We start from the raw sequence: 10,933 nt of genomic DNA, 5'->3' as shown, positions 1-10,933 counted from the left end.
ACGAAATCGAAATCGTCGGCATCCGCGACACTTCGAAAACCACCTGCACCGGCGTTGAGATGTTCCGCAAGCTGCTGGACCGCGGTGAAGCGGGCGACAACATCGGCGCCCTGCTGCGTGGTGTGGACCGTGACGGCGTTGAGCGTGGCCAGGTTCTGTGTAAGCCGGGTTCGGTTACACCGCACACCAAGTTCGAAGCTGAAGCCTACATCCTGACCAAGGAAGAAGGCGGTCGTCACACTCCGTTCTTCGCGAACTACCGTCCGCAGTTCTACTTCCGGACCACGGACGTGACCGGCACGGTTACTCTAGCGGAAGGCACCGAGATGGTCATGCCTGGCGACAACGTGTCGTTCGGCGTTGAGCTGATCGCACCGATCGCGATGGAGCAGGGCCTGCGCTTCGCGATCCGCGAAGGCGGCCGCACCGTCGGCGCCGGCGTTGTGTCGAAGATCACTGAGTAATTCGCACCTGCGAATGATCAGATGGAAAGGGCGTCCTTCGGGACGCCCTTTTTTGTTTGGAGATGTGACAGGAAAGAAGGTTGACGTGCAGTCTTTCAAAATCTCTAGATTCGGGAAACTGTAAGGCTATGATTGAGCAAATTCATGAGCGGCACCCGATAACGCGAGAAAAGGTTATTGAATGGACCAAAGCTCTTGGAGAAGACCCTAACTCGGCGTTTGCAGCGAAACAAAAACTTACGCTTTCTGAGGACGTCGATGGGTTGTTCCTAAAGACCGAGCGTTCTAGCGACCGCTTTCACAAGCGCCTCCCGTTGCCACTTGGCCCACAACTAAGGAATTTCTGGTTCAATATTCTTATCTGTTGTGATGGTCCGGATTCGTGGACAGGCGATCGAGATGACCTGAGAGAAAAACGTTATGCTCGATTGCAAAACGCTCGATCAGATGTCCTTGCTATGAACGACTATTACAAGATGTCCGTCGTGTTATATCCTGAGTTGGTTTTCAAGCCGGGGTTGCGGCTCGGTGCAGGGACGTTCAGCGAGGATGTACTTGTATCGAATCCTACGCGAGAGGAGCTTCTACGTGTCGGCGAGTTATGCCGAGAGTTCTTCGAAGCAAACGTTGACGACCCGGAGTGGCGAGGTGGGCAGATAAATGTTTTCTTTTCCGGGCATGGCGACATTGATCACAGCACTCATGATGCCACATTGCTGTTAGCTGACGGCCCAATTTGCGCGACCGATTTTCTCTCATTCTTAGAGAGTTGCGTGGCTGGGGAGGAGGCGACCGAGCCTTGGCAAGATTTCAATCAGCTGGGACGCTGTAAGTTAAGTCTAACGTTGGATTGTTGTCATGCAGGAGCTTTTGCAATTGATGCCTATGAAGAGATTTGTCGAAAGAGAGGCTCATTGGTGCCGGGCGATTTTCGCTGCGCCTGCCTACCTCATCAAAAAGCTAGAGAATTTCCAAAACTCGGATATGGACTTTATTCGTACTCCTACCTTTCCGAAAGTATTCATCGCTTTGATGAGCGGGATATAGAGATATCCGAAAAAACCATTGGTGAAGTTACAAAATTTGAGCAGATTCCAATGCGGTTTGGCTTCGATGAGGGTAAGCTATTTGTACGGCTGCCGGGAACGAATATTGCCTACGAGAACTTAGAGTTGTTTGAAAGGATCGCCCATGGGTTTATGGCCCCGCTGGGCAACTATCAAAGTTCTGTTAGTCAACGATATGTCCTCAGAGACTGTCTTCAGCAGGTGAGTTCTTGGTGCAAAAAGACTAAGAGCCTTTAGTGAAGTGTAATCATGGGCGGGCCAATACTTCTCTTGGCACCGCGAAAAGTGAACCAATTCGAACCTCCAGTATTTCCCCCTTGCCAAACCCCACCAACCCCACTAATACGCGCGAGTTCTCGATAAGAACGTCAAGGCGGGGTGATTCCCGCCTTTTGGGTTCGAAGAGGGTTGGCGATGCGCGTCTGTCCTCCTCTCAACCTCAACGCCTGATAAAAGGCTGTATCTATGCAAAGCCAAAATATCCGTATTCGGCTGAAGGCATTTGACTATCGCGTTCTGGATGCCAGCACGCAAGAGATCGTCAACACTGCCAAGCGGACCGGCGCGAACGTGCGCGGCCCGATCCCACTGCCGAACAAGATTGAGAAGTTCACGGTTCTCCGTGGTCCTCACGTTGACAAGAAATCCCGCGACCAGTTCGAGATCCGCACGCACAAGCGTCTCTTGGACATCGTTGATCCGACCCCCCAGACCGTTGACGCGCTGATGAAGCTCGACCTCGCTGCTGGTGTGGACGTCGAGATCAAGCTGCAGTCGTAAGATCGGAGGGTATAGATTATGCGCTCTGGTATTATCGCAAAAAAAGTTGGCATGACCCGCCTGTTCATGGAAGACGGCAAGCAGATCCCTGTGACCGTTCTTCACCTGGACAACCTGCAGGTCGTTGCACAGCGTACCGCTGACAAAGACGGCTATACCGCCGTTCAGCTGGGCGCCGGTGCTGCCAAGGCAAAACGCACCTCGAAAGCCATGCGCGGTCACTACGCCGCTGCCAAGGTCGAGCCCAAGCGTAAGCTGGCCGAGTTCCGAGTCTCTGCTGATGGCCTGATTGAAGTGGGCGCCGAGATTTCGGCAGAACACTTCCTGGAAGGTCAGAAGGTTGACGTTTCGGGTACTTCGATCGGTAAAGGCTTTGCCGGTGCGATGAAGCGTTGGAACTTTGGTGGTCTGCGCGCCTCGCACGGTGTTTCGATCAGCCACCGTTCGCACGGTTCGACCGGTCAGTGTCAGGACCCGGGCAAGGTTTTCAAAGGCAAGAAGATGGCCGGTCACATGGGTGCTGCCCGTGTCACCACCCAGAACCTGGAGGTTGTCAAAACCGACGCCGACCGGAACCTGGTCTTCATCAAAGGCGCCGTTCCCGGACCGAAATCGGGCTGGGTCACCGTCAAGGACGCCGTGAAGAAGAAAGCACCGGAAGGCCTGCCTTTCCCGGCTGCTGTTAAATCGGCTGCAACCGAAGCACCTGCGGAAGAAGCGCCCGCGGAAGGTGGTGAAGCATGAAACTTGATGTAATCAAACTGGACGGCGGCAAAGCCGGCAACATCGAGCTGAACGCCGATCTGTTCGGCCTGGAACCGCGTGCGGACATCCTGCACCGTGTGGTCCGTTGGCAGCGCAACAACGCGCAGGCCGGCACCCACAAGGTCAAGACCCGCTCGGAAACCAGCTACTCGACCAAGAAGATCTATCGCCAGAAGGGCACCGGTGGCGCACGCCATGGTGACCGCAACGCGCCGATCTTCCGTGGTGGTGGTATCTACAAAGGCCCCGTCGTGCGTTCGCACGGCCACGACCTGCCCAAGAAGTTCCGCAAGCTTGGCCTGCGTCACGCTCTGTCGGCCAAAGCAAAGGCCGGTGAACTGGTTGTGATCGAGAACGCCGAAGCCGAAGGCAAGACCGCCGCTCTGGCCAAACAGGTTGCAAACCTGGGCTGGAAACGCGCTCTGGTCATCGACGGCGCGACCGTGAACGAAGGGTTCCTGAAAGCGTCCAAGAATATCGAAGGTCTGGATATCCTGCCGTCGATGGGCGCAAACGTCTATGACATCCTCAAGCGTGACACACTGGTGCTCACCAAAGCGGCTGTCGAAGCACTGGAGGCTCGTCTGAAATGAGCGCGAAGGCAGAACACTACGACGTGATCCGCAAGCCGATCATTACTGAGAAGTCGACCATGGCGTCCGAAAACGGCGCGGTTGTCTTTGAAGTGGCGATCGACAGCAACAAGTCGCAGATCAAAGAGGCCGTTGAGGCGCTGTTTGGTGTGAAGGTCAAAGCGGTGAACACCACCGTGACCAAAGGCAAGGTCAAACGGTTCCGCGGCCAGCTGGGCCGTCGGAAAGACGTCAAAAAAGCATATGTGACCCTGGAAGAGGGCAACACAATCGACGTGAGCACCGGTCTTTGATCCGACGCTTACTGCGAGCATTCACGGCCCCGGCGGTTCAACCCGCCGGGGCCGATTTCGTTTCAGACCCTGAAACTGTGCGGGCGCAGGTTCTGGATCAAATGCGGGCGTTCAGCGCCGAGCCCTATATCCAGATTGCCGATGAAGAGCTGGGGCTGCTGTCCGTCTTCGATGATCTGAAATACGACCGGGCGGATGTGGACATGATCTCTCCGGCGATGCGCAAACACGTGGTCGGCAAGCTTGGCCCGCTGGGGTTTCGCCAGACCTCGGGCACGGTGCTGGAACACGCCGAGGCCGATATGCGTGTGCACATCCCCAAGTTCCACGCCCTAGGCGCTTCGCCTTTCGACATCGCGCGCTATTCCGAGAAACGCCCGCAGGATTACTGCCTGCTGACGCCCACGCAGGTGGCCTGTCAGTATGTGGATCACTACGCGCTGGATGATGCGGTGCAACGGATCGAGGCGTTGATTGCAAAGCACCCGATCAACCTGCTCAAGCTGGCGGATTATCTGGAAGGCAAACCCAGACACCGCGCCTTTCGCGAGGTATTGGGGCACATCAAACGCAAACAGCGGATCGCGGTTGAGTCCGAGCCATTGTGTAAAAGACGATCCCTGGGCTGACTGGCTGGTTTGGGCTGGGGAATGCCCTCAATCAGCGGACAAACTTTTATCTAAGGTTTTGAAACGCCTGCCGCGTGGTTGAAGGATGTACCAGAGCATCCGCTACGGTGTTTGATCAGGGCAAGATTTAAACGGCGGAAGCTGCATTCCATCCTCTGATCTTGGTTTTCTTTCCGGATCATTGCGGCGATGACTTCGAACCTAAAAAACGCCGCCAGTCTAACCAACCGGCGGCGTTAGTCTCATCAAGCGAACGACACGCCGTCATTCACCATGGGCAGGACCGCAACCACCTGGCCGACCTGCGCGATTGCGTTGGCAAGCGCGGGCGCCGAGGGTGGGGTGCCGGGTTCTCCGATACCAGTGGGCGGCTCGGCGGAGGGGACGATGTGGGTCTCGATCGCTCCGATATCGGCGATGCGCAGGGGTTCGTAGTCGGGGAAGTTCGACTGGTCGACCTCACCGGCGGTCAGTGTGATCTCACTCCGCATGACGTGGCCGATGCCATAACCTACACCGCCCTCGATCTGCGCCTTGATCACGTCTGGATTGACCGCGATGCCGCAATCCACGGCGCAGGTGATCTTTTCGATCTGCACCCCGGTTTCAGCATCTCCCGACACTTCGACTACTTCGGCAACATAGCTGCCAAAGGATTTGTGCGCTGCCAGACCCTGCACGTGACCAGCGGGTGCGTTGCCCCAATCGGCCTTTTCGGCGGCCAGCTTCAGGACGGCGGCCTTTCGGGTCGCATCCGGACTGTTGCCCAGATGAGCCAGACGGAACTCCAGCGGGTCGCGGCCCGCAGCCTTGGCGGCCATGTCCATCATGACCTCCATCGCGTAGGCCGTGTGGGTGTGCCCGACCGAGCGCCACCATAGCGTGCTAGTGGCCTTTGGGGTATCGGTCAAACCCACATGGAAGCCCGGGATGGTGTAGGGCGAGCCTGTCACACCTTCGACCGAAGTGTGATCGACACCGTCATGCACAACCATTGCCTCGAACGCGGTGCCTTTCATGATCGACTGACCGGCGATGCGGTGATCCCAAGCGACGATTTCTCCGTCGTCGGACAAGCCGACCCGGACTTTGTGACCGAAAGCGGGGCGATAAAAGCCTCCGCGTACGTCATCCTCGCGACTCCAGACCAGTTTGACGGGGCGCGTGCGGTCCGTGATCGCAAAGGCCAGAGCGGCCTCGACCTGATAATCCGCGTTCGGCGTCGCACGACGACCGAAAGAGCCACCGGCCAGCATCGTGTTGATGCGCACCTTTTCCATCGGAAGCTGGAAGATTTGCGCCAGCGCCATATGCGGGCCGGTCGGCATCTGCGCGCCGTCATGCAGGGTCACACCGCCGTCTTCATTGGCTTCGACGGTGCAGTTGAGCGGCTCCATCGGGGCGTGTGCGAGCAGCGGGAAGTAGAACGTCTTTTCGATCACTTGGGCCGCCTTATCCATCGGCGCAGGGTCGTTTTTCAGGACGTTGTATTCCGCCTCACCCTCAAGCGCGGCCATGATTTCTTCTTTGATCTGCGCGCTGTCCCGGGTTTCAGCCGCCGAAAGATCCCATTCGACTGACAGCGCATCCCGCGCTTGCATCGCGGCCCAAGTGTTTTCGGCGTAAACAGCGACGGCTGCGTTGTTGGGCAGCGTCGCAGCGCGGATGAAGCCCTTGACCGATTGCGCGTCTGAATCGTCAAACCCGGCGACCATTCCACCGTTTTGTGGCGGACGGGCCAGCATCACGACCATTTGGTTCGGCAGATGGACGTCCATCGCGTACATGGCCTGACCGTTGCCTTTGATCCGACTGTCCACGCGGCGAACGTCCGGGTTGCCGATCAAGCGCCATTGCTCGGGGGTCTTCAGCGTGGGCTCGGAGGGGGCGTCCAATTCGGATGCGGCGGCGACAAAATCCGCGATCGGTGCTGACTGACCTGCGCCAGTGATCTGACCGTCCACAATGTCCAGCGCGGCAGGGTCTGCGTTCCAAGCGGTGGCTGCTGCGTTGATCAGCATTTCGCGCGCGGCGGCACCGGCGGTTCTGTACTGCATGAACGAATTGGCCATGGCCGTGGACCCGCCAGTGCCTTGGAACGGGCCGAGAGCGAGGTTGTTATACAGTTCGGCATTTGAGGGCGCGAATTCATAGTCGATCTGATCCATGCCAACGCCGATCTCTTCGGCGATCAGCGTGGACAGTCCGGTTGCCGGGCCCTGACCTTTTTCGAAATGCTTGATGATTGCAATGACCTTGCCATCGGAACCGATCTTCACGAACGGATTGATCTGCGCGCTTGCGTTGCCAGCAGCGACGGCACCATCGGGCTTGACGCCCACAACCAGAACTGCGGCGGCAGCGGCCGCACCCTTCAGAAACCCGCGACGAGAGGAGTTGAGTGTCATCGATCAGGCCTCCAGAATCTCGGATGCGCGCTGAATGCCGGCGCGGATGCGTTGGTAAGTGGCACACCGGCAGGCGTTGCCCTGCATATAGTCGTGGATGTCTTCAACTGACGGCTTCGGATTCTCTGCCAAAAGACCAGCGGCGGACATGATTTGCCCTGACTGGCAATAGCCGCACTGAACCACGTCAAGTTCTTCCCAGGCTTGCTGAACGGCGGCGCCTTCCTTTGACGCGCCGACCGCTTCGATCGTGGTGATTTCTGCGCCCTCGACGTCTTCGATATAGGTCTGGCAGGACCGCGCCGGTTCACCATCGATATGGACCGTGCAGGCCCCGCAGGACGCGACGCCGCACCCGAATTTTGTTCCGGTCAGCTTCAGCTCGTCCCGGATCACCCACAACAGGGGCGTGCCGGGTTCCGCGTCGACGGTGTGATCGACGCCGTTCAGTTTTAGAGATAGACTCATCTGAGATCTCCTGGATGAGAGGGGATTCTTTGGGGTGTAAACTGTAGGGTTTACAGTAGGGGGAGAATCTGCGCGTGTAAACCCATGAGTTTACACCTGGCGTTCAAATGAGTAGTGATGGGGGACTTAGTGCAGGATACGGCAACGTCAATGGCGGAAAAACACGAAGAGATTTTTCAGGCTGCCGTGGCCGAGTTTCAAGAGAACGGATTTCGCGCGGCCAGCATGGATCGGATTTCCGCCCGGGCTGGCGCGTCCAAGCGCACGGTTTATAAGCACTTCGAAAGTAAGGAAAAACTGTTTCAGGAATTGATCCGTCGCCATTGGAGCAAATTCACCGAGACGTTGGACGTCACTTATGAAACGGGTCGCAACATTCGCGATCAACTGTTGGATTTGGGACGGGCCGAAGGGCGGCTGTTCACCTCGCCAGACGTTATGGCCATGACCCGTCTGGTCATGAGCGAAGTACTGCGTAGCCCCGAGTTGGTCGAAGAGAACCAGGAAAAGACGGATTACAAAGCGGCATTCGAAGAAATGCTGCGCGCAGCGACCGCCGACGGTCAGCTATCCGTCAGCGATCCACAGGTCGCAGCGGAAGAGTTCATATCCCTGATCAAGGGCAAGGCGTTCTGGCCGGTTGTCTACGGCGCACCGGTCGTCACGGGCGAGGAAATGGAGAAGATCGTGGCTGGCAGCGTGGATATGATGATGAGCCGATACGGAAAGTGACTGCCACCACCCGGGAACGGTTTCCCGATTGATCTGGCAACCCAAAGATGAGCGCGAAGGCAGCACAGGCCTTGATTGAATAACGTTAGGAAAGGTGCGGATCAGCCCGCATCTCCTCGGTCGCGAAATCGACGAACGCACGGGTTTTCGCAGATACCAACCTTCCCTCGTGGTGCACCAGATGAATGGGTACAGGTTCGGGCTCGTATTCCGGTAGAACTGCAATCAGCCGTCCGTCCGACAAATAGGCCGACGCTTGATAGGACAGAATCCGAGCGATGCCCTGACCCCGCAGCACAAGTTCGACCACCGCGTCATTTGTATTCATGTCGACGCGCGCATGAATGCGTTTTGAGTAGGGTTTGTTCTGAACCTGAAACTTCCAGTTCCTTGTCTCGGTTAATGCAGAAGCGTTGATCAGCGTGTGCTGATCCAAATCGTCCAGGCATTTGGGGGTGCCGGCGCGTTCAAGATATTCGGGTGCCGCAACAAGGATTTGCCTGACCGAGCCACAACGTATCGCCATCAGGCTTGAATCAGACAAGTGTCCGATCCGGACGCCTACATCCATGCCTTCGTCTATCAGGTTCACAATACGGTCGACATAAAGCGTGCGCGCCTCGATCCGAGGGTATTGTCCCAGGAATTCAGCCAGAATTGGCGTGATGAAAATCCTTCCAAACAGAACGGATGCCGTGACGCTGAGCAAACCCCTGGGTTCCCCGTAGGATCCAACCACCGCGCGTTCGGCTTGCTCGAGTTCGGAAAGTATGCGCCTCGCGTCATCCAGAAACCTGCGACCGCTGTCGGTCAGCTTGACGGACCGTGTTGTCCGGACGAACAGACGCACACCCAGATGATCTTCGAGCATCGAAATGCTTCGAGTCACCGCCGGTGGCGACATGTTTAAACTGCGACCAGCGGCTGCAAAGCCACCGAGTTCAGCAACCTTTGAGAATACGAGGATCGCGTGAAACTTGTCCATTTATTATTCCAATAATCGTAATAATAATTTCCATTTTTGCAGTATTAATCAAATTTCCAGAACTGTCTATCTTCCAACTCATGTTCGCAGCCCTTGCAGAAGAGGTGGAAAATCAGATGTCACGATCATTTGCGGAAATCAGCTTTACATCTTCCGTCCGTGCGGCGCAGGCCAAGTACGGGTCGGCACATCATTACGAAAAGCTTCTTCTGGATGACCCGAGCACTGATGTGATCGGGCCCGGCGAAGCTGAATTCATCGCAGCACGCGACGGTTTCTACCAAGCAACCGTGTCGGAAACCGGGTGGCCCTATGTGCAGTTTCGCGGCGGGCCGGTGGGGTTTCTAAAGGTTTTGGACGAAAAGACGATCGCCTACGCCGACTTTCGGGGAAACCGGCAATACCTGAGCACCGGCAATCTGACGGCCAACGATCGGATTTCACTCATTCTGATGGATTATCCGAACCGGCGGCGCCTCAAGGTTTGGGGCCGGGTCCGCTTGGTGGATGCCGGAGACGATCCCGAACTTCTGGCCGCATTGCATGATCCTGCGTATCGCGGGTTTCCCGAACGCGCGGTTCTAGTTTCGGTCGAGGCGTTGGATTGGAACTGTCCACAACACATACCACAGCGCTTCACGCTGGCAGAGCTTGAACCCCTGCGAAACGAACTCGCCGCGTTGCGGGCAGAAAACGAACTTTTGAAATCCGAATTGAAGACAACATCTTGAGGAAAGGAGAACCCCATGACACTCAAGCTGAAATCCATTCTACAGGCCGGAGCGTTTGCTCTGTCCGTGGTTGTTCCTGTCGTGACCGCAACAGCGGATACGATTGAAAAAACTGACGCAGAAATCCGCTATCGCGCCGAAACTATTGAAGGGGTGCGCATCGCGTACCGCGAGGCGGGCAGCCCCGACCAGCCCACTGTGCTGTTGCTGCACGGTTTTCCGACGTCGTCTCACATGTTCAGAAATCTCATTCCTGACTTGGCGGATAACTTCCACGTCATCGCCCCCGACTATCCCGGGTTTGGCGCTTCCGATATGCCGTTGGCCGACGCGTTTGACTATTCATTTGCGAACATCGCCGACATGATGACCGAGCTTCTGGATCGCAAAGGGATCGATACTTATGCCGTCTACCTGATGGATTACGGCGCGCCCGTTGGATATCGGATGTTCGCCGAGGATCCCGAACGGGTCACGGCATTCATCATCCAGAACGGCAACGCCTATGAGGAAGGTCTGCGAGAGTTCTGGGATCCGATCAAGGCCTATTGGGCCAACCCGGGCAAGGAAACGGGTGATCCTTTGCGGGGCTTCCTGACGCTGGATGCCACGAAGTGGCAATTCACGCATGGCACCCAAAACCCCGAAGCGATCAGCCCGGACAACTACTGGCATGTTCAATACCTGTTGGATCGCGAAGGCAATCAGGACGTGCAGCTAGAGCTGTTTCTGGACTACGGAACAAACGTGGCCGAATATCCAAAGTGGCAGGCCCTGTTCCGCGAACACCAACCTCCTGCGCTTTTGATGTGGGGAAAGAACGATCACATCTTTCCGGCGGACGGTGCCCATCCTTACAAGCGCGATCTGGAAAATCTGGAGTTTCACTTGTTGGACACGGGTCACTTCGCCCTTGAAGAATACGGTCCTCAGATCGCCGAAAGCATGACTACGTTCCTGAGCCATGTTCATGGCAGGACTCACTGACCGCAATCGGTTCGCGTCCCATCAGGGGCGC

The 10,933-nt window shown here is 56.7% G+C and carries 13 protein-coding genes; 10 read left to right on the top strand and 3 right to left on the bottom strand.

The window, feature by feature from the left end:
- The 7 genes from ACR0CR_RS19300 to ACR0CR_RS19270 form a co-directional block, all read left to right on the top strand.
- Nucleotides 1–464, top strand: a 464-nt coding sequence (locus ACR0CR_RS19300; protein WP_480602341.1) for an EF-Tu C-terminal domain-related protein, incomplete at its 5' end; no start/stop codon positions are given.
- A 128-nt stretch (nucleotides 465–592) separates the two neighbouring features.
- The gene (locus ACR0CR_RS19295) at nucleotides 593–1,768 is read left to right on the top strand and encodes a hypothetical protein (protein ID WP_480602338.1); all 1,176 of its coding nucleotides are present in this window, start codon (nucleotides 593–595) and stop codon (nucleotides 1,766–1,768) included.
- Between the two features lie 228 nt (nucleotides 1,769–1,996).
- Nucleotides 1,997–2,311, top strand: a complete 315-nt coding sequence (gene rpsJ / locus ACR0CR_RS19290; protein ID WP_008756422.1) for a 30S ribosomal protein S10 — start codon at nucleotides 1,997–1,999, stop codon at nucleotides 2,309–2,311.
- An 18-nt stretch (nucleotides 2,312–2,329) separates the two neighbouring features.
- Nucleotides 2,330–3,055, top strand: a complete 726-nt coding sequence (rplC, locus tag ACR0CR_RS19285) for a 50S ribosomal protein L3 (protein ID WP_480602336.1) — start codon at nucleotides 2,330–2,332, stop codon at nucleotides 3,053–3,055.
- A complete protein-coding gene (gene rplD / locus ACR0CR_RS19280; protein WP_480545412.1) occupies nucleotides 3,052–3,669 on the top strand; it encodes a 50S ribosomal protein L4 in 618 nt (205 codons plus the stop codon). Before rplC ends, rplD begins: the two co-directional genes overlap by 4 nt.
- Nucleotides 3,666–3,962 (top strand): 50S ribosomal protein L23, encoded by a 297-nt coding sequence (locus tag ACR0CR_RS19275; protein ID WP_480602334.1) that lies wholly within the window; start codon nucleotides 3,666–3,668, stop codon nucleotides 3,960–3,962. Before rplD ends, ACR0CR_RS19275 begins: the two co-directional genes overlap by 4 nt.
- Nucleotides 3,959–4,591, top strand: coding sequence for a hypothetical protein (locus ACR0CR_RS19270; RefSeq protein WP_480602332.1), 633 nt, complete (start codon nucleotides 3,959–3,961; stop codon nucleotides 4,589–4,591). The genes ACR0CR_RS19275 and ACR0CR_RS19270 overlap by 4 nt, the downstream gene beginning before the upstream one ends.
- A 245-nt stretch (nucleotides 4,592–4,836) precedes the next feature.
- On the opposite strand, the gene ACR0CR_RS19265 is transcribed toward ACR0CR_RS19270, so the two are convergent.
- Nucleotides 4,837–6,999 carry a xanthine dehydrogenase family protein molybdopterin-binding subunit gene (locus tag ACR0CR_RS19265; protein ID WP_480602330.1) on the bottom strand — a complete coding sequence of 721 codons (2,163 nt, stop codon included), beginning with the start codon at nucleotides 6,997–6,999 and terminating at the stop codon, nucleotides 4,837–4,839.
- 3 nt (nucleotides 7,000–7,002) lie between these two features.
- On the bottom strand, nucleotides 7,003–7,467 hold the full coding sequence (locus tag ACR0CR_RS19260) for a (2Fe-2S)-binding protein (RefSeq protein ID WP_480602328.1): 465 nt from the start codon (nucleotides 7,465–7,467) through the stop codon (nucleotides 7,003–7,005).
- Between the two features lie 117 nt (nucleotides 7,468–7,584).
- Between ACR0CR_RS19260 and ACR0CR_RS19255 the strand changes: the two genes are divergently transcribed.
- Nucleotides 7,585–8,199 carry a TetR/AcrR family transcriptional regulator gene (locus ACR0CR_RS19255; protein ID WP_480602325.1) on the top strand — a complete coding sequence of 205 codons (615 nt, stop codon included), beginning with the start codon at nucleotides 7,585–7,587 and terminating at the stop codon, nucleotides 8,197–8,199.
- A gap of 85 nt (nucleotides 8,200–8,284) precedes the next feature.
- Here ACR0CR_RS19255 and ACR0CR_RS19250 read toward each other — a convergent pair whose 3' ends face one another.
- Entirely contained in the window at nucleotides 8,285–9,184 is a 900-nt protein-coding gene (locus ACR0CR_RS19250; protein WP_480602323.1) for a LysR family transcriptional regulator, read from the bottom strand.
- A gap of 116 nt (nucleotides 9,185–9,300) precedes the next feature.
- On the opposite strand from ACR0CR_RS19250, the gene ACR0CR_RS19245 reads away from it, so the two are divergent.
- Both ACR0CR_RS19245 and ACR0CR_RS19240 read left to right on the top strand, forming a co-directional pair.
- Complete coding sequence (locus ACR0CR_RS19245) at nucleotides 9,301–9,915, top strand: pyridoxamine 5'-phosphate oxidase family protein (RefSeq protein ID WP_480602322.1); 615 nt, start codon at nucleotides 9,301–9,303, stop codon at nucleotides 9,913–9,915.
- Between the two features lie 15 nt (nucleotides 9,916–9,930).
- Nucleotides 9,931–10,902: an alpha/beta fold hydrolase gene (locus tag ACR0CR_RS19240; RefSeq protein ID WP_480602320.1), complete on the top strand. Its 972-nt coding sequence runs from the start codon at nucleotides 9,931–9,933 to the stop codon at nucleotides 10,900–10,902.
- Nucleotides 10,903–10,933 lie beyond the last annotated feature (31 nt).

The organism is Ruegeria sp. AM2, from assembly GCF_056540685.1.
This window is presented reverse-complemented; position numbering and strand designations above follow the sequence as displayed.

Bases quoted from the DNA above. Each gene is read 5' to 3' on its own strand.
- ACR0CR_RS19295 (WP_480602338.1), top strand. From the start codon at position 593: ATGATTGAGCAAATTCATGAGCGGCACCCGATAACGCGAGAAAAGGTT.
- rpsJ (WP_008756422.1), top strand. From the start codon at position 1,997: ATGCAAAGCCAAAATATCCGTATTCGGCTGAAGGCATTTGACTATCGC.
- rplC (WP_480602336.1), top strand. From the start codon at position 2,330: ATGCGCTCTGGTATTATCGCAAAAAAAGTTGGCATGACCCGCCTGTTC.
- rplD (WP_480545412.1), top strand. From the start codon at position 3,052: ATGAAACTTGATGTAATCAAACTGGACGGCGGCAAAGCCGGCAACATC.
- ACR0CR_RS19275 (WP_480602334.1), top strand. From the start codon at position 3,666: ATGAGCGCGAAGGCAGAACACTACGACGTGATCCGCAAGCCGATCATT.
- ACR0CR_RS19265 (WP_480602330.1), bottom strand. From the start codon at position 6,999: ATGACACTCAACTCCTCTCGTCGCGGGTTTCTGAAGGGTGCGGCCGCT.
- ACR0CR_RS19260 (WP_480602328.1), bottom strand. From the start codon at position 7,467: ATGAGTCTATCTCTAAAACTGAACGGCGTCGATCACACCGTCGACGCG.
- ACR0CR_RS19255 (WP_480602325.1), top strand. From the start codon at position 7,585: ATGGGGGACTTAGTGCAGGATACGGCAACGTCAATGGCGGAAAAACAC.
- ACR0CR_RS19250 (WP_480602323.1), bottom strand. From the start codon at position 9,184: ATGGACAAGTTTCACGCGATCCTCGTATTCTCAAAGGTTGCTGAACTC.
- ACR0CR_RS19245 (WP_480602322.1), top strand. From the start codon at position 9,301: ATGTCACGATCATTTGCGGAAATCAGCTTTACATCTTCCGTCCGTGCG.
- ACR0CR_RS19240 (WP_480602320.1), top strand. From the start codon at position 9,931: ATGACACTCAAGCTGAAATCCATTCTACAGGCCGGAGCGTTTGCTCTG.